Below are 20,090 nucleotides of genomic sequence, written 5' to 3'. Positions count from 1 at the left end.
CATCTCAATTGCATTTTGATTAAGGAATCAACCTTGGAGGTCATTATGCAACAACCACTCGAACAAAAGGTCGCTTATCTTGAATTTGTTAACGATCAGTTGCTCAGCGAAATTCAATATGTCGATCAACTGCTTAAACTCATTGGATTCCCTGATGGACTTGAAACAATCAAAAATGCTGCACAAGAAACCATAGAAGAAGAAACTGAAAAGTAGAGCTATTTTTATACTTTTTCAGCTAAACTTGATAATGACATTTGCAATGCATTCTGTTCAAATGATTAGGAGATCGATGTTCTGGGAAAAATATCATTCATGGGAAACAGCAGAAGCTGCTTGGGATCAAGGGGCAAAAAAAGCTGAACTCAACCAAGCCATGAGAAAATTAAAAACATTTCCTAATATTCCGGGTATCACTACTGAAACTCAGAAAGGGTTAAAATGGAAAAGTTTTAAATACATGGTGACTCATGATAGACAGCGAGTGATTTTACGTCATTTTCTTAAACATCCCATTCGCTATGGATTTCGCTTGTTATACTCTCTGTTTAGAAAAACATCTTATAGAAAAGATGAGGATTTTTTTCTCTACGGTATCTCCTCCGTGCAGGATTTTGAAAAAAGGCTAAAAAACTCTATTCTAGCGGTTGGGTTCTCCTATTGTCAAAAACCTCTTGAATGTCCTTCGGGGCGTTTTACTGATCGATGCATGCATCAGGCAGATCACCCCATCTGTCGCCAATGTCCGATTGGAAAAATAGTCCATGCTTTACCTAAAAATAAGGTCAAGCCACTGATCATTCCAACAATTCATTATATCGGTGAAAAAGTTTTCGACCTCATCCACAACTATCCAGACCAACAGGTGCTTTTTCTGATTACAGCTTGTGAGCTTACCCTTAAAATGTTTGCTGACTATGGAAATATGGCTGGATTAAAAGGGATCGGAATCCGTTTAGATGGACGAATCTGTAATACAATGCGTGCCTTTGAATTATCTGAAAAAGGCATCAAACCTGGTTTAACGCTCTTTACTCCAAAAACAGAAAAGCGTGTTCTTGAGCTTATACGCAAGATAAGAGAGTATGCTTTTTCCTAAAGGGTTTATTTCCAATAGTATCAGTAAACTTACGGAGATGAGGGGCTTTTGTACATGAAAAAGAACAGCAGCGTTGATAGATCTCATGACATGTAGGACAACTAATGAAGAGATGATTACAGTCCATATTCGCACAATTATAGTAAGTATCTGATAAACAATGACAATGAGTACAATGTGCAATGGGTGTGCTTTCTCCTCCATCGATATCAATCGCTAACCGATCATCGAAGACAAACAATTTGCCTTTCCAATATGTCTTGCCTTCTTCGATCCCATAATTAATCACCCCTCCATCCAATTGGTAAACCTCTCCAAATCCCTTTTCTTTAAGAAGAGCTGAATAGAGCTCACAACGTATTCCCCCAGTACAATACATCATGACTTTAGTTTTTAAGGGATCGACTGCTTTTGAAAGCTCCTGAGCATATTTAGGGAATTCACGAAATGTACGAATCGGTGGAAGCATAGCTCCTTGAAAATGGCCGATGGCCCACTCATAATTATTGCGAACGTCAAGGAGAAAATATTCACCACTCTCAACCATCTTCTTCCATTCTCGAGGAGCGACATGTTGACCTCCCTTTGTGAGATTGACTTGTGCATCAAAAGCTACAAGTTGTTTACGATATTTAACAGTCACACGAGGAAAAATATTTTCAGAAATTGGATGAATTTTAAAAACCATGTCAGAGAAATAAGAGTGTGTTTTGAGCCAATCCATGTAGTCTTGTGCATCATTTATGCAACCACTCATCTGTCCACTAATCCCCTCTTCAGAGATATAGATACGAGTCGTCACATCTTTATTTTCAAAAAATTTTTTATGTTTTAAGACTTCAATGTGAGGATCATCAATCGAGATAAATTTGTAGTAAGCTAAGGCAAGATATTTCATGATTAAGGATCATAAACTAAATAGGAAAATTATTCCATTGTAGAAAATTCCGATACAAGGATACAATTTCTTTCCTAAGAAACCTCAGGATCTTTTATCTTTTCTAGCGACAAGGTCAGCGACAAGGTCTTAATCGCGAATGAAAATTTTTAAGATTCAGAAAATAGTCAAATCTCTTTAGTCAATCTAAAGAAAAGTTGTTATCATTTTAGGAGAAAGCATGGCACGTTATCGAGGACCTAAAAATCGCATTGCTCGTCGTTTTGGAGCGAATATTTTTGGCCGAGCTCGAAATCCCCTTCTTAGAAAAGCCAATCCTCCTGGCCAACATGGAGCACGTCGTCGAAAAAAATCTGACTATGGTCTTCAATTGGAAGAAAAACAGAAACTTAAAGCCTGTTATGGGATGCTCCTTGAAAAACAAATGATCAATGTTTTTAAAGAGGCTGTGCAAAAAAAAGGCAATACGACCCAGCTGTTTGTTGAGCGTCTTGAGTGTCGTTTAGATAATCTTGTTTACAGATTAAGATTTACAAGAACAATTTTTGGTGCACAACAGCTTGTTTCACATGGACATATTTTAGTCGATGGAAAAAAGGTAGATCGTCGTTCTTTTTATGTGCAGCCTGGTATGGAAATTTCTATCCGTAATAAATCACGCAAAATGAAGTGTATCATTGATGCCATGGAAACTGCTTCTCAAAAAATTCCTGATTATCTTGAGCTTGAAAAAGATCAATTTAGAGGGAAACTCTTGTTAACGCCTCAAATTGATCAGATTGAATCGATCCTTCCAATACCAGTAAATATCCCAGTCGTCTGTGAATTTTTAGCACACCGCACCTAGTCAAGTCTCTGTTTTTAAATCTACGATCGACTAAGAGGAGATTTTTTCTTAGGAAGAAAATCAAGAAAAAGACGTAGACGAGCAAAATGCGCTAAAGACAGAAAAATTCCACTAAAAGAAAATGTTAAAGTACAAAAAATGAGAATTTGTTGCGGAATCCTTTGAGGGAAAGGATACATGGGCTGGCCTAAAAGCACAGGCCAAGTATTATCTTTAAAGAGGAGAAATCCAATAAAAGAGGTGAAAAAAGCAGAAATCACTGCACAAACCATCACTTTGATGAGAAGATACCCCAAATCTTGTAAATCAAGTTCTAAATGAGAGATTTTTTTGAGTGCGATGAGCAAGAGTATTCCGTTGACACAAGCAGTCAACGTTGTAGCAATAGCAACACTCACTGCTCCCATCCCAAAGACAAACACAAAAAGAGAGTTCAACCCAATATTCAAACCAATAGCCCCCAAAGAGATTAAAGTAGGTAGTCGGTAATTTTTCTGGCCATAAAAAGCCGTAGCAAAAATGAGAACCACTGTCATTGGGAAAAGTCCTGCCCCATAAGCCCAAAGACAAAAAGTGGTTTCAAAAATTGCAGAAAAGCTAAAGGCACCATGTCCATAAACCAAGTTCACCCCACTAAATCCTACGACGAAAATCGCTACTGTTGTAGGAATCATAAGGACTAAAATTTTTTTTAAAGCAAAATTTAAAAAAAATTTGTATTTTTCCCAATCTTTACTTTCAATTGCACGACTCATAGGAGGTAGGATTGCACCTGTCAAACCAACTCCCAGTAAAGCAAAAGGAAGTTGTTGGATACGAATAGCATACCAAAGAAAAGCTGGTCCTTCAGGGTGGGCAGCACGAGCAAATAGGACATCCATAGCACTATTAAGTTGAGTAGCACCCACTCCAATGATTCCAAGAAAAAAGGGAGAAATAATACGAACAATAGCTTGTCCAGAAAATGCTTGATTTTGCCACCAATTTTTCCCAAGATTTTTGGAAAGATAGCGGTATACTGGAGGAAGTGTGACTAACCATTGAAGAGCAAAAGCAAAAACAAGGATCATAGCAAGAGATTGTAATGCTTGATTAGGGGGTTTACGCCATAAAAAGACAAGAGCCATCAACCAAACAAGATTGAGAAAAGCAGGAGCTACACTAGGCAAAAAATACCAATACTCACAATTAAGCAATGCAGAATTGAGTGCATAAAGTGAGATAAATATGAGTGCGGGTAGCATAATCATTGTTAAAGAGATGACCTCTCGATTATTTGGACTCATCTCTTTAAAAAGAAAAAAACTCCCTAATATCCCTTCTATTAATAAAATAGAAAAAAGCAAAAAGAGAGATAATCCTGTAGAAAGATCAAAAAAAAAACGTGCTCCTTCTTTCGGATCTGTATGACGTAGTGTTTCAAAATGTGGAGTAAAAGCAACATTCAACACTCCTTCTCCAAAAAGACGTCTTAGAAGGTGGGCAAAACGAAAAGCCATCCAAAAGGCAGCGACTGCTGGAATCGTACCAAAAGCAGCAGCCATAGTCATTTCTCGTATTAGACCTGTCATACGGCTAATCATTGTCCCAGACAAAAATCGCTTAAAAGAGTTTGTGACTGTATCTGAAGAATCTTGAATCATGATCATTAATCGTGTTATAACGATCACTATGCCATGTCCTATACTAGCCAATCAACTCTTAATTGGAGCACACACTTCGACTGCAGGTGGAGTCCATCATGCCCTAATTGAAGGAGCAAACATAGGAGCAACTACTGTGCAACTTTTTACCTCTAATCAAAGACAATGGAAAGGGAAAAAACTGACAAGTGAAGCCATCGATCTTTTTAAAAAAACTTTAGAGAAAACGGGTTTATCGAAAATCATGAGTCATGCGAGCTACCTAATCAATCTTGGATCTCCTCAAGAAGAAAATTGGCATAAAAGCCTTGATGCCTTTTATCAAGAAGTAGAAAGATGTTGCAATTTGGGTATTACTTACTTAAATTTTCATCCAGGTGCCGCTTTAAATAGCCCACGTGAAGCTTCTCTTGAAAGGATCATTAAAGGTATGTTCCATGTTCAGAAGTTAATTAACCACGATGGCCTGCGTCTTTTGCTTGAAACAACTGCTGGACAGGGTTCCACTCTTGGATCTACCTTCAATGAGCTTGCGTATATTATCGACAGAACAAAAACATCTTTACCTGTAGGTGTATGTCTCGACACATGCCATATTTTTGCTGCAGGTTATGATATTCGCAATGTAGAAGGATGGTCAAAAACATTAAAAGATTTTGATGAGACGATTGGCCTTAAACATCTCTATGCATTTCATCTAAATGACTCTATGAAACCCTTTGGTTCAAAACGAGATCGTCATGCTCCTCTTGGAGAAGGGGCTATTGGATTAGAAAGTTTCAAATTTCTCATGTCGTCTACAGACACACGTGACATTCCAAAATATTTAGAAACACCAGGAGGCAACTCTCTTTGGAAAAAAGAGATTGCCATGTTGCGTCAATTTTCCAGATAATCTCATGCGTACAAGAATTCTAAAAATAAAAGAAGATCAAAAATTCATTGGACAAGAAGTCACTGTAAAGGGCTGGGTGCGTACTGTTCGAGCTCAAAAAAACTTTGCTTTTCTTGAATTGAATGATGGATCTACTCTTTCTAACCTCCAAGTCATTGTGGAAAAATTACCCCCTGATATCACAACAGGCACTGCGGTTGTGATATCAGGTAAAGTAGTTGAAAGCCTAGGAACAAAACAAAAAAATGAGCTCTATGCTCATAAGATTCATTACCTAGGATCATGTGATCCCGTTACCTATCCTCTTCAAAAAAAACGCCATTCCCTTGAGTTTTTACGTGAGATTACTCATCTGCGCCCACGTACGAATGTGATCGGTGCGATCACACGTATACGCAATACCTTAGCTTATGCAACTCATAGTTTTTTTCAAAAAATGGGGTTTTTTTATCTTCAAACTCCGGTTATTACCTTTTCCGATTCTGAAGGAGCTGGTCAGCTTTTTCAAATTACGACGCTTGATCAAACTCAATCTAAAGAGAAAATAGAGACGATCGATCATTCAGAAAGTTTTTTTGGGAAAAAAGCTTACTTAAATGTTTCAGGACAACTTAACGCAGAAACTTATGCTTGTGCTCTTTCTGATGTCTACACATTTGGCCCTACATTTCGTGCTGAAAATTCTCATACATCTCGTCATCTTGCTGAGTTTTGGATGATTGAACCTGAAATGGCTTTTGCTGATCTCTATGACAATATGGATTTAGCAGAAAACTACTTAAAAAATCTCTTTAGTGAGATAGTTAATACACATTTAGAAGATATGGAATTGTTTGATAAATATATCCACAAGGGTGTGATTGCTAGACTAAAAAAGACAATTTCAGAACCCTTTGTACGGATGACTTATGATGAAGCCATCACCATCCTTAAAAAGAGTCCTAAAACATTTACATTCCCCCCTTCATGGGGATCTGATCTTCAAGCTGAACACGAACGTTACTTATGCGAAGAGTATGTGGAAGGTCCCCTAATCCTCACCAATTACCCTGCAAATATTAAACCATTTTATATGCGTAATAATGATGATGGGAAGACAGTTGCTGCTATGGATCTCTTGGTTCCTAATGTTGGAGAAGTAATTGGTGGAAGCGAACGAGAAGAAAGAATTGAAGTCCTCGAAAAAAAAATCAAAGACAAAGGACTGAATAGGGAAGATTATTGGTGGTATTTAGATTTAAGACGCTATGGCTCAGTTCCTCATGCTGGTTTTGGTGCTGGTTTTGAACGTCTAGTACAATTTGTGACAGGTATGGAAAATATTCGTGATGTTGTGGCTTTCCCTCGTTACGCTGGTCATGCTGAATTTTAATCTAGAAGCTTGTTGACCTTAATGAATTTGCTTTAGGCAGATCTTGTAGAAAAGACAGTTTGGAGACGTTGTAATTCTTTAAGCTTAAAAAGAGAGACCTGTTGTTCTACTGTTTCAGCAATCAGTTGCATTTCAATCTGTCCCATTTTAGGATCTTTACTCCCCTTTCTACGATCCATCAATCGACCGAGTTGATCGATGTTCAAAAGGGTGATTTGTTTATTCTTTCCTAATTGAGGATGAACATTACGTGGCACACTTAAGTCAATAATGAGGGTTTTTTTTCTCACCTTAGATGACTCGAGAACTAAAAAATCAGGATATTTGGTGGCAAAAATAATAAAATCAAATGTTGACCACTTGTGAAATGCATTCCAAGGCAGAAATTGAATATTTTCCTTCTGAGCCATCTGATCTTCTTTTTCATAAGAGCGGCTGCAAAAAGTCATGTTGAGAATTCCCTTAGATTTAAATGCAAAAAAAATCTTCCGATTGATTTCAGAAAATCCTACAAAGAGAATAGTTTTTTTTTCTAAGTGGCCAAGTAAAATCTGACCAGCTTGTAAAATTGTCCCTTCTAACTTAGGAAGTTTTTGGAATATTGCTCCTCGACTCCGAATATTTTTGCCAATTTTTAAACATTTTTGAAAGAGAAAATGAAGTTCACGGGATAAGAAACGGACAGAAATTGCCTCTTCATAAGCTTGTTTCACCTGTCCTTGAATTTCAGTTTCCCCCATCAAAACACTATCAAATCCTGCTGTCACACGAGCTAAATGAGAAAAACAGTTGTTCCCAAAATAAGAATAGATATGAGGTTCAAACTCCTCTTGCATTTCACCTCTTAACATCTCTAGTAGATGGGTGTGGGTTTTTGCAAGATCTATCGAACTGAAATAAATTTCAATGCGGTTACAAGTTGAAAGAAGCACATAGGCATAAGATGGATGTATGGACTTATTGGATCCAAATTGGCGATGACAAACCTTAGCCAATTTTTCTCTTAGCGTTAAATCAGCTGATTTGTGGCTAATTCCAAGAATCGCTATCTGCATAGACCTTCTATCTATAACAAAATATTTGCATTCTAGACTAGATTTTTGTCGTCTATTATCATTCTGGGATATGGCAAAGAAAAAAAAATATGATGAGAGTACGATTCAGACTGTAGATCCTCTTACACATATTCGAATGCGCTCAGGTATGTATATTGGTCGGTTAGGAGATGGATCACATATCGATGATGGAATCTACATTCTTCTAAAAGAGGTGATTGATAATAGCATTGATGAATTTATGATGGGGTATGGTGATCGTATTACCCTCTCTTATGATCCAGATATCTCTTCAATCGCCGTACGTGACTATGGACGAGGAATCCCCCTCGGTAAAGTGATTGAATGTGTAAGCCAAATTAATACCGGAGCTAAATATAATAATGATGTTTTCCAGTTTTCTGTTGGTTTAAATGGAATTGGTTTGAAAGCTGTTAATGCACTGTCTAGCCATTTTATCGTTAAAAGCTTTCGGGATCACAAAGTATTTGAAGCCTTATTTAGTCAAGGAAAATTAGTTGATCAGAAAACCAAGAAAACACAAGAGAAAAACGGAACTTATATTGAATTCATTCCTGATAAAGAAATTTTTAAAAATTATTCCTTCCTTGAAGAATTTATCGCAAAGCGGCTTTGGCATTATGCTTATCTGAACATCGGGTTGATGCTTTTTTTTAATGAGAAAGTCTTTGAGTCAAAATACGGTTTGCTTGACCTGATCAATAAGGAAATCTCTGAAGATCGCCTCTATGAACCTCTCCATTACCGAAGTGAAAGACTCGAGTTTGTGTTTCTTCATACTCAAAATTATGGAGAAACTCACTATTCTTTTGTCAATGGACAATATACAGCTGATGGAGGCACTCATCTTTCAGCTTTTCGAGAAGGCCTTTTAAAAGGAATCAATGAGTCTGCGAAAAAAAAATTTCAAGGTGTTGATGTACGAGAAGGATTAGTTGGGTCTCTACTTGTTAAGGTGAAAGATCCTATTTTTGAATCACAAACAAAAAATAAACTTAGTAATACTGAAATTCGCTATCCTATTGTCCAAGAAGTCAAGGAAGCTGTTGTTCAACTGCTCCATCTTCACTCTCAAGAAGCAAAGCAAATTTTTGAACGCATTGGACATAATGAAAGACTGCGTAAAGAACTTGCTGCTGTGAAGAAAGAGGCAAAGGAAAAACAGAGGAAAATTTTCTTTAAAATTCCTAAGCTACGTGACTGCAAATTCCATTATAATGAACACTCAAAATATGGAAATGGCGATAAAACGATGATCTTCTTAACTGAAGGAGAGTCAGCCAGTGCTTCAATTGTTTCAGCGCGTGATCCATTAACACAAGCGATTTTTTCTCTTCGAGGAAAACCTTTAAATGTCTATGGAATGAAAATAGATCAGATCTACAAAAATGAGGAAATTTTTAACCTCATGAGTGCATTGAATATTGAAGAAGATCTTACAGATCTGCGTTATAACAAGGTGATTTTAGCGACTGATGCTGATGTAGATGGAATGCATATTCGGAATTTACTGATCACACTCTTTTTAACCTATTTTGAAAGCCTTGTAATTAATGGCCACTTATTTATTTTAGAAACTCCTCTATTCAAGGTACGCAATCAAACCCAAACAATCTATTGTTATTCTAGTCAAGAGAAAGAAGAAGCCATAAAATTATTAAAGAAAAATATTGAGATTACGCGTTTTAAAGGCCTTGGAGAAATTTCACCAAATGAATTCAAACAATTTATCGGCGATAATATGCGCTTAAAACCAATCCAAGTTAATGCTTTTTCAGATATCAAACCGACACTAGAATTCTACATGGGTAAGAATACTCCGCAACGACGGGATTTTATTATGAAAAACCTCATTCATGAGGAGTTATGATGGAGGATATTCAACACCTTTTCAAAACAAATTATCTCCAATATGCTTCTTATGTAATTCTTGATAGAGCAATCCCTCATGTAATTGATGGTCTAAAGCCTGTCCAACGTCGTATTTTATGGATGCTTTATCAAATGGATGATGATAAGTTTCACAAAGTGGCTAATATCGTAGGCCAAACCATGGCGCTTCACCCACATGGAGATGGGCCAATTGTTGATGCCCTTGTAAACCTGGCCAATAAAGGTTACCTCATTGAAACACAAGGGAATTTTGGAAACCCGTTAACCGGAGACCCTTCAGCAGCACCTCGCTATATTGAAGCAAAACTGAGTCAGATGGCAAGAGAAACGCTTTTTAATCCAGCGCTGACTCTATTCACTCCTTCTTATGATGGACGTACTCAAGAACCGACCTTCTTGCCTGCTAAAATTCCTCTTTTGCTCATGCAAGGAGCAGAAGGAATTGCCGTGGGGATGTCAACAAAAATTCTTCCTCATAATTTCAGAGAACTAATTGAAGCTGAAATCTCAATTCTGAGAGATAAACCCTTCGAGCTCTACCCTGATTTTCATTCAGGTGGGATTATGGATCCTTCAGAATATGATGAAGGACGTGGAAAAATTAAATTGAGAGCAAAAATCATAAGCCCAGATGAAAAAACGCTTATTATCAAAGAGATTTGCTATGGAACCACAACCGAATCAGTGATCCGTTCTATTGATGAAGCGGCTAAGAGAGGTAAGATCAAAATCGATTCAATCAATGATTACACAGCAGAAAAGATTGAAATCGAAATTAAACTTCCCCGTAACCAGTATGCAAATCAAATGATCGATCAGCTCTATGCATTTACTGACTGTGAAGTCTCAGTAAACACTCAGTTAATTAGCATTAAAGACCAACATCCTTGGGAAGAAAGTATTCATGAAATTTTAAAACTCTATGTCAAAAATCTCCAAGGATACTTAAAAAAGGAACTTGAAATTGAAAACCATCGTCTTCTCGAAAAAATCTTTGAAAAAACCTTAGAACAAATCTTTATTCACCACCGACTCTACAAACAAATTGAAAATATCGTGAGTTACGATAAGATTGATACAACAATTGAAAAGAGTTTAAGACCTTTTTACACACAATTGCCCCGGATTCCTAAAGAAGAAGACCGTGATAAACTCCTTTCAATTCCGATTCGGCGGATTTCTCGGTTTAATCTTGATAAGAATCAAGAGGAATTAAATCATCTTGAAAAAAAGCGCTTTGGAGTGGAAAAAGATCTGAAAAACATCACTACCTATACTATCCGATACCTTAAAGCCCTATTAGAAAAATATGGCAATCTTTTTCCTAGACGCACTCAAATCAAAAAAATCCAACAGATTAGTAAACGAGAAATTACTCAACAGATAGTCAAGATTGGTTATAATCCTGATACAGGATATATAGGAACAAAAGTCCCATCTCTTGAACCTTTAGAAATCAATGTTCTCGATAAAATTTTAATCTTATTTAAAGATGGCTCTTATCGGGTCATCAATATCCCTGAAAAGCAGTACATTCATCCCCAAAAAAATCCTATTCTATGGATGGGAAAAGCTGATAAACAAACTAACTTTTGTATTGTTTATCGAAATAACAAGACAAATTATCCTTATGTAAAGCGCTTTATTATTAAACAGTTTATCCTTGATAAAGAATATCGATTTTTAGATCCTGATGAGAAAATTGAATTTTTCACTACCTCTCCTGATATGACCCTCCTTTTGACTTATAAATCTAAAGGACGCAATCGCCTTATTAAGGTCAAATGTGTATTAGATGAGATCAAAATAAAAGGGGTCAATACAAAAGGTATTCGTCTCACTGATAAAGAGTTAACATCAATTAAAATATATAGAAACGAGGAAATATGAATGAAGATATGAGCGGAATTCGAAGAGAGCCACAAATGCCTATTCATCCAATTTCATCTTCAAATATGGATGGAATGAAATCGGAGTTACAAGATAAATCGATGGAACAAGCATTCCATATCCCAGTCTCTAACTTAAATCAGTTAAAAAACGTCTTAGTTGATCGTCTTGGTGAAAAGGAAGGGATGAAATCCTATATCCATTTCATGAGTCTATTTGCCCAGCAGATTTTTTCCCAAATCAGACAATCTGCTGATCATGCCCAAAAAGCATCTAAAGAAATGCGGAAAAATGAGTAACAGAAGTTTCATGTTCAATGTGCAACTTTTTTTAGGGTTTCCTCTTGATTCTTCATTTGAAGAAATCATTTCTAAAAGCCATCCTCAACTTTTTTTCTTTTTCACAAAAGGAGAAAAATATCTTATTGATCTTGTCTATGATAAACAACGCTATTTAGGCAAACTGGTTCCTTCTGCCATGACAATCAACGAACTCGAAGATCTTGAAATTCATCTCCTGAGTCTTTTAAAAAGATTAGCTCCACAATATCCTTTTTCTCAGAATCCTCCTATGTTAATGTGCATAAATGACGATTTATGTGAAAGAAACAGAAGCTAAGCTGCGCCTTGATAAGCTACTTTCCATCCGGTTCCCTCAGTATTCTCGTCAATATTTTCAATATCTGATTCAACAGAATCTAATACTCGTAAATGGATTGATTTTAAAAAAAGGGGCTAAACTTAAAGAAGGAGATGAAATTGAGATTGAATTTATCGTAACACCCGAGATTCGCATTGAACCTGAGGCAATTCCTCTTGAAATCCTCTTTGAAGATGATCACTTGATTGCAATTAACAAACCAGCAGGAATGGTAGTTCATCCTGCTGTGGGAAATTGGTCAGGAACTTTTGTTCATGCACTGCTTTATCACTGCAAAAATCTCGTTAAAGATCAAGGGTTACGTCCTGGAATTGTACATCGTCTTGATAAAGACACTTCTGGAATTCTTATTGCTGCTAAAAATACTTATACGCAACAGCTTCTTGTTCAAATGTTTGCAAATCGACAAATCAAGAAAGAATACCTTGCTATTTGCATTGGAAATCCAGGCAATCGCCTGATTAAAGGCAATATTGGTCGTCACCCAGTGAAACGAAAAGAAATGGCTGTTCTTCAAGAAAAAGGACGTGAAGCCTTAACAGATTGTAAGAGTCTCGCCTATAACTCATTTTTCAGCCTTGTCCGTCTTCAGCCTCAGACAGGACGTACTCATCAGATTCGTGTACATTTAAAAATGGTCGGAACTCCAATTCTAGGAGATCCCATTTACGGAATCTCTTCAATAAATCAAAAAAACAAAGTGTATCGACAAATGCTCCATGCTCATGAAATTTTTTTTACCCATCCTATTCATCAAAAAGAGATCCATCTTAAAGCACCTATTCCTCATGACATGGAAAAATTTATTAAATTGATCTCCCCCTCTTATCTCTCATTAATCATCTAGCTACCAAGAGTTATGAATAAAAATCTACCTGATTAAAAATTCAACTGGATATGCATTTCTTTTAGATTCTTAAGGGTTTCTGATATTGTAAATACAAAATCAACAACAAGATAATCTTTCTGTAGCTCGATAAAATCAAATTATAGTAGTATTGAAATTACAAGCGGAAATATCGATGGTTATAGGTTCAGATATATGAAAGACTTTGTAGCTTATATTGTGAAAAATTTGGTTGACTATCCAGATGAAGTAAAGATTAATGAGATCGGAGGGACCCAAACTCTAATCTTGGAACTTTTAGTTAAAAAGTCTGATATCGGTAAGATTATCGGAAAACAAGGGAAAACGATTAATGCAATCAGAACCCTATTAATATCCGTTGCGAGCCGGAATGGGATTCGAGTCAACTTAGAACTTGTAGAATAGTCGCATTCATCTTATTGCAACTAGCTAGAATTCAAGAAAGATTCATTGTTTTATTGGATTGTTTTTTTCTTTTTTCGTGAATTGTGCTTTCTTTTTTGTTATCATTATCAGATTTTGTGCCAGGTAATGATGGAGAGGTTAGTAAAAAATAGGGATTTTTACAATTAACTCACAATATCGAAAAAAACTACCAAACAGAAACTCGTGTAGTTAAGCAATTTTGAATAGCTTTTTTGAAAGAACATCTTAAAATCCTGATTTTTTTACTATTGGACCGATAGCTCAGCGGATAGAGCACCCGCCTTCTAAGCGGGTGGTCGCAGGTTCAAATCCTGCTCGGTCCGTTTTTAAAGTGTATCTGATTAACAAATAAAAAATGTTTTTTATCGATGACTAAAAATTGTTATATTGGAATGGGAGGAAATTTTTTAGATACTCCTAAAGCAATGCAATTAGCAATTCAACAGCTAAAAAGCAATAAAGCCATTTTTGATTTCACTTCCTCTCTTTTCTATCGTACGACTGCTGTCTCTATTCACCCTCAACCAGACTATTTAAATGTCGTCTGTCGTTTTTCTTGTGACCTTGCCCTAGAAGAGCTTTGGAAAGAGATGCAAAAAATTGAAATACAATTAGGAAAAAAGAAAAAGCCAAAAAATGCTCCTCGTTTAATTGATTTAGACTTGCTATTTTTTGGAGAAAAACTATGTTACTCTGATCGCTTAATTTTACCACACCCAAAATGGCATCAACGACTCTTTGTTCTGGCCCCATTGACCGATCTCACAGAAATACTTCCTTTAGGTATAAATGTAAAAAAATTATTGGAAAATTTTTCTAATCCTCATAAAGAACAGGTAAAAGTATGGCAGGATTTACATTAGATTCCTTTTTCGTGATTTGTGGCCCTTGTGTCATTGAAAATGAGTTACACACAATGCAATGTGCTGAGTTTCTAACTGATCTTTTTCGATCAAAAGAGATCCAGCTGATTTTTAAAGCAAGCTATGATAAAGCTAATCGCTCATCAATTAATTCATTTAGAGGACCTGGGATTGAAAAAGGTCTAAAAATTCTTAAAAAAATCCGTGAAGAATTTCATGTTCCCATTCTCACGGATATTCATTCTCCTGAAGAGGCCTCTAAAGCAGCGGAAGTTTGTGATATCCTTCAAATTCCAGCTTTTTTATCTCGTCAGACTGATTTATTATTAGCTGCTGCAAATACAGGAGCAATGATTAATGTAAAAAAGGGTCAATTTATGGCACCTTGGGATATGAAAGAGGTCGTCAATAAAATTACATCGACAGGGAATCATCATCTTATGATTACTGAACGTGGGACAACTTTTGGCTATAATAATCTTGTCAGTGATTTACGTGGAATTCCAATCATGCAAAAATTAGGTTATCCTATCATTTATGATGCCACCCATTCTGTTCAGCTTCCTGGGAGCCTTGGACAGACATCAGGAGGAGAGAGAGAATTCATCCCAACTCTCTCAGCAGCAGCTCTAGCAGCTGGTGCTAACGGGATCTATGCAGAATCTCATCCTGATCCAGTTGATGCTAAAAGTGATTCCGCTTTAATGATTCCTTTTTCCGATCTTCCAGATCTGCTGGACCACTGGTTACGGATTTTTCAAGCCACACAACTATGTGTAAGAAATTCCTAATTCTCCTCAGCTTTTTTATTGTATTAGCTATAGCTTTTATAGATTTTTTTATCCTTAAAACCACAAATAAAGAGCAAAAAATCTATCTTCAACTTTTAGCTAAAAGCAGATCCACACCATCATTACCTCGCGATTTTGAACAAAGGGGCAAGGGGATTTTAAAAGAAATATGGTACCAAAATCACTCATCTTTTTATATCCGTATTAAAAGTAATCTATCCAAACTCCTCTTTTCTTATCAGGAAGATGGGTTGGAGATCACTGAACAGCTCGATGGAGTGACGTGCTGGATTCAAGAAAAATCTTTTGATGAAGAAAAAGGAAAATTCTCTCAACATGTCCAAAGAATTGAAGCTAAAGAAGCTTTTTTTAATTATAAAAAACAAATACTCCTCTGTAAAGAAGCAGAGGTATGGGATTATGATCTTCCAGGGAATAGGGAATTATTGTCTTTGGAAAAAGAAATGCCTCTCATAGTAGGAAGTGCCGATACAGTCGAAATTGGCTTCAAAGAAAACCTTAGTTTTTCTGCCTATTCCTTCAAAGCCAAATTTAATTAAATTATGCTCAATCACTAAGGAATATGAAAAACTGGTTTATCATCTTACTACTTCCACTCAATCTTTGGGCACATGAAATCATCGTTGAATCAAACGAAATGTACTATGATGGGAATATAATCACTCTAATAGGTCAGGTCTCAGTAGAAAATATGATGGGGAAAATTACAACAGAAAAAGCTCTACTTAAGTATGATAAAAAAAAAATAGGGAAAATTGAATTTTCTTCGATTGAAATTACTCAAGATATTAAAATTTTATTTCCTAATGGAAGTCATTTAAATTGTGATTTTGCTTTTATTGACTGTATAAAAATGACAGGTCATTTTACAGGATCATCAAAAGTGACCTATTTTGATGAAAAAGGAGAAGTATCAGCTGATGAGGCATTTGTCGATTACATTGAAATAGAAAAATCGATTAGCCTAAGAAAAATTCATTTAATTAACAATGTGAAGCTCATTTTTAGAGATCATTCTCAATATCTCTTAGCTGATTCACTCATGTATTATCCTGATAAAGAGCTGATGATTCTTGAAGGAAATAATGAGCAACAGGTCCTTTTTTTTGATCAAGCAGACAAAATTCAAATTTCAGCACCTCGATTATATGTTCTACAAAACCCCAAAACAAGAAAACATACAATTCAAGGAGAGGGAGATGTGCGTTTTATCTTTCAAGAGGAAGAATTTAAAAAGCTCAAAGAGGAATTCAAATGGTAAATCAAAAACCTCTTCTTCAACTAGACAATCTTGAGAAAAAGTATGGTGACCGTATCATCCTTTCAAAGCTCTCTTTATCTGTTCAAGAAGGTGAAATTGTGGGGCTTCTTGGACCAAATGGAGCAGGCAAAACAACAGCTTTTTATATAGCTATGGGTCTGATTGCTCCTGATAAAGGAAAGATTCTTTTTAAAGAGATGGATATTACAAAAAAACCTATCCATAAACGTGCAAAAATGGGAATCGGCTATCTTGCTCAAGAACCCTCTGTCTTCCGTAATTTGACAGTAGAAGAGAATATTCTCTGTATCCTCGAAATTTTACCCATGAGTAAACAGAATAAATTCGCTCGCTTGGAAGAATTACTGCATGAATTACAACTAGAAAAATTTGCAAAACAAAAAGCTTTTAGCTTATCTGGAGGAGAACGTCGACGCCTTGAAATCACCCGTGCACTTGTGACCAATCCTTCTCTTCTTCTTCTTGATGAGCCATTTGCTAATATTGATCCCATTTCTATTTATGATGTACAGCAGATGATTCGCCTTCTTGCAAAGAAAAAAATTAGTATCCTCATCACTGATCATAATGCACGTGAAATCTTTTCAATAGTCGATCGTAGTTATTTGATTGATCATGGGAAAGTCTTCCTCTCTGGGACAGTCGATCAACTTATCGACAATCAAGAAGCAAAATTAACATATTTTGGCTCAGCATTTAAAATGTAAATGCCTCTTCTTGAATTTTTTCAACTATCTTCATGACTTTTTCTCTACACTATTTCCTTGATTGACTCTTTTTGAGGAGCAAATTTTTCAACAAAATTTTTTAGCAATTCTAAACCATATTTTGTTGCAATCGATTCTGGATGAAACTGAATTCCAAAAATTGGCCTCTTCTTATGACGTAATCCCATAATTTCTCCACAACTTGTCCATGCTTCTAATTCAAGCTTATTAGATAGATTTTTTACGATTAAAGAATGATAACGAGTTGCTTCAAAGGGCGATGGAATATTTTGATAAAGAATTCCACCTTCATGATAAACCAATGAAGTTTTACCATGCATGACCTGAGGAGCTCTAATTACCTCAGCACCAAATACCTCTCCAATCGCTTGATGGCCTAAACAAATCCCAAGGACTGGGACTGAAGACATTTCAATCAGTTTTTTGGATATCCCAGCTCCTAATGGATTTCCTGGTCCAGGACCAATAACTAGTAAACGTGGATTTCTATCTAATATTTGATCGACGGAAAAAAGATTATTACGAACAACATCAAACTTATATCCAAGAATATAAAAACATTGTAAAATGTTATAAGTAAATGAATCGTAGTTATCAATTATAATCATCGATCATCTTATTGATAAGACCCTAATTTTTCACTCATAAACTACATATTTTAGTAGATGATGAACTTTGTTTTATTCATGAATAGCAAAGAGGCTATCTAACCAATGGCAAAACACACAAATGGAATTATAGGGCTCTCTTAAAAAAGCAGATTCCTAATCCTTAGGTGATTAAAAATCTATAAAATAGTATGACAGATAGGTAAAAAAATCCTACTTAATCAAGCTCAACTGCTATGTTTTAATCGATCCAAAGCTCTCTTTTTAAAAAGATCAGTAGTAAAGAGGAATAATCTAATTTCAAATTAATAAATTCCATATAACCATCTAATGTCTTCAAAAGATGGAGGAATTTCTTTCTAAAAAATTAGGAGTTCAGTACTCCATCATCAAAGAGAACAATGCATTTTAGGAATAGGAATTGACTTATTCAAATCGATTCAAATTTTCATCTATTAGAAGGGATAAATTTCTTCTGGTTTAAAGAAAAAAGCGATTTCAGTAGCAGCAGTCTCAATCCCATCAGAACCATGGACAATATTTTTTTCAATTGAATCAGCAAAATCTGCACGGATTGTTCCGATTAAAGCCTTTTTGGGGTCAGTTGCACCCATAATGTCACGATTTTTCATAATCGCATTTTCACCTTGCAAAACTGAAACTAAAATAGGACCTGAGCTAATAAATGTCACAAGCTCTTGATAAAATGGGCGATTTTTATGAATTGCATAAAATTGCTCTCCCAATGCCTTACTCATACGGAGCATTTTTACCCCAACAATTTTAAGTTTTGCTTTTTCAAAACGGTCTAAAATCTTTCCTATTAAATTTTTACTTACTCCATCAGGCTTAATAATTGAAAGCGTTCGTTCTTCCATAGCTTATTCCTTTAAAAATAGATGATGAGAAAGAGATTTTATAGATGTTTAAATTATCGTTCCATAAATTTATTATCTGAAATAGGTGATGACGAGTTTCTTAATAAAAAAATCGCTCTAAAATTATTTAATCTAAGTCAAAATGTGAGGTCTATAATTCGCAAGTTTTAGTTGTAAGACTCTAATCCAAATTAAGAGATTTTAACGATATTTGAGAGCCGCGGAAATTAATGTAGAAAGATCACTATCGCTTTTCAGATTATTTGCAGCTCTTTTGACAGCTTTTTCTGCTGCTACCTGTGTATATCCAAGTTGCATCAACGCTTGTAGAGCATCGTTTAATTGATTTGTCATACCAATCTCTTTTGGAAAGATTTTGCTTTTAAAATGTCCTTGTAACTCAATTAATAGCCTTTCAGCAGTAATTTTCCCAATTCCAGGGACCTTCGCTAAACAAGCAGCATTGTGAGATTCAACAGCCTCTTTCAATTGACCTAAAGAAAGATGCCCTATGATTGCTAATCCTGTCTTTGGTCCTATACCTGTGACAGTAATAAGGCTATCAAATACGTCTCTTTCTGCTTTTAATAAAAAACCATAAAGCGTTTGCGAAAGTTCTCGGACGATAAAAGAAGTATGAAGAAGAAGCTCCTCACCAATGGCTGGAAGCTTTCCTAAATCTTTAAAAGAAAGAAGAATGCGATACCCAATGCCTTGCACATCAAGGATCACTCCTATTGGAAGTGTTTCAACAAAAATTCCCTTTATATAGGTATACATGTCTCTTTTCCTAAAGTTTGACCATGGCAAATGGCCAAGGCAAGTGCGTCAGCAGCATCTTCTGGTTTAGGAAACTCGGATAGAGAAAGAATGCGCTGCACCATTCCACCTACTTGCTGTTTACTCGCATTTCCATTCCCTACAACAGCTCTTTTAGCACGAGAAGGAGCATATTCGAAAATTGGAATATCTCGCAAAGCAGCTGCAAGTAAGACAACGCCTCGTGCCATGCCAAGCTTAATTGCACTTTGAGGATTTTTATGTACATATTGAGTTTCAACTGCTACTACTTGAGGATGATGTATATTGATCAATTCTTCAATTGCTTGATAAATCACACGGTATCGAAAAGAAAGAGGTTTAGCAGCAGGAGGAGAGATCGATCCATAATCTACAACAGAGAAAAAACGTCTCTCATCCATACGAATAAGACCATAACCCGTTACACAGGTGCCAGGATCAATGCCAAGAATTAGCTTAGATTTTTCACTCATTATCTTTATTTTATTAATTCAATAGATTGAATTGTACATTAGAAACTTTTATTAAGAAACAAACCTATTTTATTGATC

At 35.9% G+C, this 20,090-nt stretch carries 23 protein-coding genes and 1 tRNA gene; 17 read left to right on the top strand and 7 right to left on the bottom strand.

Translation table 11 applies throughout. The annotated features are described in order from the left end of the window. Window positions 1-45: 45 nt before the first annotated feature. The gene (locus tag R3E91_04095) at window positions 46-216 is read left to right on the top strand and encodes a hypothetical protein (protein ID MEZ5315374.1); all 171 of its coding nucleotides are present in this window, start codon (window positions 46-48) and stop codon (window positions 214-216) included. A 76-nt stretch (window positions 217-292) separates the two neighbouring features. Then, a complete protein-coding gene (locus R3E91_04090) occupies window positions 293-1,099 on the top strand; it encodes a hypothetical protein (protein MEZ5315373.1) in 807 nt (268 codons plus the stop codon). Here R3E91_04090 and R3E91_04085 read toward each other — a convergent pair. Then, the gene (locus R3E91_04085) at window positions 1,065-1,997 is read right to left on the bottom strand and encodes a rhodanese-related sulfurtransferase (protein ID MEZ5315372.1); all 933 of its coding nucleotides are present in this window, start codon (window positions 1,995-1,997) and stop codon (window positions 1,065-1,067) included. The two genes, R3E91_04090 and R3E91_04085, sit on opposite strands and share 35 nt — an antisense overlap. A gap of 220 nt (window positions 1,998-2,217) precedes the next feature. Here R3E91_04085 and rpsD point away from each other — a divergent pair, with 220 nt between their 5' ends. Further along, window positions 2,218-2,844: a 30S ribosomal protein S4 gene (rpsD, locus tag R3E91_04080; GenBank protein MEZ5315371.1), complete on the top strand. Its 627-nt coding sequence runs from the start codon at window positions 2,218-2,220 to the stop codon at window positions 2,842-2,844. Between the two features lie 20 nt (window positions 2,845-2,864). Here rpsD and murJ read toward each other — a convergent pair whose 3' ends face one another. Further along, window positions 2,865-4,514, bottom strand: coding sequence for a murein biosynthesis integral membrane protein MurJ (gene murJ / locus R3E91_04075; GenBank protein MEZ5315370.1), 1,650 nt, complete (start codon window positions 4,512-4,514; stop codon window positions 2,865-2,867). Window position 4,515: 1 nt separating this feature from the next. Here murJ and R3E91_04070 point away from each other — a divergent pair, with 1 nt between their 5' ends. Further along, entirely contained in the window at window positions 4,516-5,382 is an 867-nt protein-coding gene (locus R3E91_04070) for a deoxyribonuclease IV (GenBank protein MEZ5315369.1), read from the top strand. 4 nt (window positions 5,383-5,386) lie between these two features. Continuing rightward, entirely contained in the window at window positions 5,387-6,754 is a 1,368-nt protein-coding gene (gene asnS / locus R3E91_04065; GenBank protein ID MEZ5315368.1) for an asparagine--tRNA ligase, read from the top strand. Between the two features lie 32 nt (window positions 6,755-6,786). On the opposite strand, the gene R3E91_04060 is transcribed toward asnS, so the two are convergent. Beyond that, on the bottom strand, window positions 6,787-7,809 hold the full coding sequence (locus R3E91_04060) for a hypothetical protein (protein ID MEZ5315367.1): 1,023 nt from the start codon (window positions 7,807-7,809) through the stop codon (window positions 6,787-6,789). Between the two features lie 70 nt (window positions 7,810-7,879). Here R3E91_04060 and R3E91_04055 point away from each other — a divergent pair, with 70 nt between their 5' ends. The 12 genes from R3E91_04055 (at window position 7,880) to lptB (ending at window position 17,231) form a co-directional block, all read left to right on the top strand. After that, the gene (locus R3E91_04055; protein ID MEZ5315366.1) at window positions 7,880-9,700 is read left to right on the top strand and encodes a DNA topoisomerase IV subunit B; all 1,821 of its coding nucleotides are present in this window, start codon (window positions 7,880-7,882) and stop codon (window positions 9,698-9,700) included. After that, the gene (locus tag R3E91_04050) at window positions 9,700-11,613 is read left to right on the top strand and encodes a DNA topoisomerase IV subunit A (protein MEZ5315365.1); all 1,914 of its coding nucleotides are present in this window, start codon (window positions 9,700-9,702) and stop codon (window positions 11,611-11,613) included. Before R3E91_04055 ends, R3E91_04050 begins: the two co-directional genes overlap by 1 nt. Next, a complete protein-coding gene (locus R3E91_04045) occupies window positions 11,610-11,912 on the top strand; it encodes a hypothetical protein (protein ID MEZ5315364.1) in 303 nt (100 codons plus the stop codon). The genes R3E91_04050 and R3E91_04045 overlap by 4 nt, the downstream gene beginning before the upstream one ends. Window positions 11,913-11,922: 10 nt before the next feature. Continuing rightward, entirely contained in the window at window positions 11,923-12,231 is a 309-nt protein-coding gene (locus R3E91_04040) for a hypothetical protein (GenBank protein ID MEZ5315363.1), read from the top strand. Beyond that, window positions 12,200-13,120 carry an RluA family pseudouridine synthase gene (locus R3E91_04035; protein ID MEZ5315362.1) on the top strand — a complete coding sequence of 307 codons (921 nt, stop codon included), beginning with the start codon at window positions 12,200-12,202 and terminating at the stop codon, window positions 13,118-13,120. Before R3E91_04040 ends, R3E91_04035 begins: the two co-directional genes overlap by 32 nt. Window positions 13,121-13,315: 195 nt before the next feature. Further along, window positions 13,316-13,546: a KH domain-containing protein gene (locus tag R3E91_04030; GenBank protein ID MEZ5315361.1), complete on the top strand. Its 231-nt coding sequence runs from the start codon at window positions 13,316-13,318 to the stop codon at window positions 13,544-13,546. A gap of 271 nt (window positions 13,547-13,817) precedes the next feature. Next, window positions 13,818-13,890: transfer RNA gene (locus R3E91_04025), tRNA-Arg, on the top strand. A gap of 45 nt (window positions 13,891-13,935) precedes the next feature. Continuing rightward, entirely contained in the window at window positions 13,936-14,430 is a 495-nt protein-coding gene (gene folK / locus R3E91_04020; protein MEZ5315360.1) for a 2-amino-4-hydroxy-6-hydroxymethyldihydropteridine diphosphokinase, read from the top strand. After that, a complete protein-coding gene (kdsA, locus tag R3E91_04015) occupies window positions 14,412-15,221 on the top strand; it encodes a 3-deoxy-8-phosphooctulonate synthase (GenBank protein MEZ5315359.1) in 810 nt (269 codons plus the stop codon). Before folK ends, kdsA begins: the two co-directional genes overlap by 19 nt. Further along, window positions 15,203-15,781: a hypothetical protein gene (locus R3E91_04010; protein MEZ5315358.1), complete on the top strand. Its 579-nt coding sequence runs from the start codon at window positions 15,203-15,205 to the stop codon at window positions 15,779-15,781. Before kdsA ends, R3E91_04010 begins: the two co-directional genes overlap by 19 nt. A gap of 23 nt (window positions 15,782-15,804) precedes the next feature. After that, on the top strand, window positions 15,805-16,503 hold the full coding sequence (locus R3E91_04005; protein ID MEZ5315357.1) for a hypothetical protein: 699 nt from the start codon (window positions 15,805-15,807) through the stop codon (window positions 16,501-16,503). Beyond that, window positions 16,497-17,231, top strand: coding sequence for an LPS export ABC transporter ATP-binding protein (gene lptB / locus R3E91_04000; GenBank protein ID MEZ5315356.1), 735 nt, complete (start codon window positions 16,497-16,499; stop codon window positions 17,229-17,231). The genes R3E91_04005 and lptB overlap by 7 nt, the downstream gene beginning before the upstream one ends. Before the next feature lie 44 nt (window positions 17,232-17,275). Here the strand turns inward: lptB and R3E91_03995 are convergent, their stop codons facing one another. From R3E91_03995 to ruvC, 4 genes are all read right to left on the bottom strand, one after another. After that, window positions 17,276-17,860 (bottom strand): aminodeoxychorismate/anthranilate synthase component II, encoded by a 585-nt coding sequence (locus R3E91_03995; GenBank protein ID MEZ5315355.1) that lies wholly within the window; start codon window positions 17,858-17,860, stop codon window positions 17,276-17,278. Window positions 17,861-18,315: 455 nt separating this feature from the next. Beyond that, window positions 18,316-18,738, bottom strand: coding sequence for a nucleoside-diphosphate kinase (gene ndk, locus R3E91_03990; protein MEZ5315354.1), 423 nt, complete (start codon window positions 18,736-18,738; stop codon window positions 18,316-18,318). Window positions 18,739-18,939: 201 nt separating this feature from the next. Then, window positions 18,940-19,518 (bottom strand): Holliday junction branch migration protein RuvA, encoded by a 579-nt coding sequence (gene ruvA / locus R3E91_03985; protein MEZ5315353.1) that lies wholly within the window; start codon window positions 19,516-19,518, stop codon window positions 18,940-18,942. After that, window positions 19,503-20,012, bottom strand: coding sequence for a crossover junction endodeoxyribonuclease RuvC (gene ruvC, locus R3E91_03980; GenBank protein MEZ5315352.1), 510 nt, complete (start codon window positions 20,010-20,012; stop codon window positions 19,503-19,505). The genes ruvA and ruvC overlap by 16 nt, the downstream gene beginning before the upstream one ends. Between the last annotated feature and the right edge of the window lie 78 nt (window positions 20,013-20,090).

The sequence above is a fragment of the Chlamydiales bacterium genome (assembly GCA_041395025.1).
In the GTDB taxonomy this organism is placed as follows: domain Bacteria; phylum Chlamydiota; class Chlamydiia; order Chlamydiales; family JAAKFR01; genus JAJACP01.
This window is presented reverse-complemented; position numbering and strand designations above follow the sequence as displayed.

What these genes read in the sequence shown, in the direction of transcription:
- R3E91_04095 (MEZ5315374.1), top strand. Translation starts at nt 46, where the DNA reads ATGCAACAACCACTCGAACAAAAGGTCGCTTATCTTGAATTTGTTAAC.
- R3E91_04090 (MEZ5315373.1), top strand. Translation starts at nt 293, where the DNA reads ATGTTCTGGGAAAAATATCATTCATGGGAAACAGCAGAAGCTGCTTGG.
- R3E91_04085 (MEZ5315372.1), bottom strand. Translation starts at nt 1,997, where the DNA reads ATGAAATATCTTGCCTTAGCTTACTACAAATTTATCTCGATTGATGAT.
- rpsD (MEZ5315371.1), top strand. Translation starts at nt 2,218, where the DNA reads ATGGCACGTTATCGAGGACCTAAAAATCGCATTGCTCGTCGTTTTGGA.
- R3E91_04070 (MEZ5315369.1), top strand. Translation starts at nt 4,516, where the DNA reads ATGCCATGTCCTATACTAGCCAATCAACTCTTAATTGGAGCACACACT.
- asnS (MEZ5315368.1), top strand. Translation starts at nt 5,387, where the DNA reads ATGCGTACAAGAATTCTAAAAATAAAAGAAGATCAAAAATTCATTGGA.
- R3E91_04060 (MEZ5315367.1), bottom strand. Translation starts at nt 7,809, where the DNA reads ATGCAGATAGCGATTCTTGGAATTAGCCACAAATCAGCTGATTTAACG.
- R3E91_04055 (MEZ5315366.1), top strand. Translation starts at nt 7,880, where the DNA reads ATGGCAAAGAAAAAAAAATATGATGAGAGTACGATTCAGACTGTAGAT.
- R3E91_04050 (MEZ5315365.1), top strand. Translation starts at nt 9,700, where the DNA reads ATGGAGGATATTCAACACCTTTTCAAAACAAATTATCTCCAATATGCT.
- R3E91_04045 (MEZ5315364.1), top strand. Translation starts at nt 11,610, where the DNA reads ATGAATGAAGATATGAGCGGAATTCGAAGAGAGCCACAAATGCCTATT.
- R3E91_04040 (MEZ5315363.1), top strand. Translation starts at nt 11,923, where the DNA reads ATGTTCAATGTGCAACTTTTTTTAGGGTTTCCTCTTGATTCTTCATTT.
- R3E91_04035 (MEZ5315362.1), top strand. Translation starts at nt 12,200, where the DNA reads ATGACGATTTATGTGAAAGAAACAGAAGCTAAGCTGCGCCTTGATAAG.
- R3E91_04030 (MEZ5315361.1), top strand. Translation starts at nt 13,316, where the DNA reads ATGAAAGACTTTGTAGCTTATATTGTGAAAAATTTGGTTGACTATCCA.
- folK (MEZ5315360.1), top strand. Translation starts at nt 13,936, where the DNA reads ATGACTAAAAATTGTTATATTGGAATGGGAGGAAATTTTTTAGATACT.
- kdsA (MEZ5315359.1), top strand. Translation starts at nt 14,412, where the DNA reads ATGGCAGGATTTACATTAGATTCCTTTTTCGTGATTTGTGGCCCTTGT.
- R3E91_04010 (MEZ5315358.1), top strand. Translation starts at nt 15,203, where the DNA reads ATGTGTAAGAAATTCCTAATTCTCCTCAGCTTTTTTATTGTATTAGCT.
- R3E91_04005 (MEZ5315357.1), top strand. Translation starts at nt 15,805, where the DNA reads ATGAAAAACTGGTTTATCATCTTACTACTTCCACTCAATCTTTGGGCA.
- lptB (MEZ5315356.1), top strand. Translation starts at nt 16,497, where the DNA reads ATGGTAAATCAAAAACCTCTTCTTCAACTAGACAATCTTGAGAAAAAG.
- R3E91_03995 (MEZ5315355.1), bottom strand. Translation starts at nt 17,860, where the DNA reads ATGATTATAATTGATAACTACGATTCATTTACTTATAACATTTTACAA.
- ndk (MEZ5315354.1), bottom strand. Translation starts at nt 18,738, where the DNA reads ATGGAAGAACGAACGCTTTCAATTATTAAGCCTGATGGAGTAAGTAAA.
- ruvA (MEZ5315353.1), bottom strand. Translation starts at nt 19,518, where the DNA reads ATGTATACCTATATAAAGGGAATTTTTGTTGAAACACTTCCAATAGGA.
- ruvC (MEZ5315352.1), bottom strand. Translation starts at nt 20,012, where the DNA reads ATGAGTGAAAAATCTAAGCTAATTCTTGGCATTGATCCTGGCACCTGT.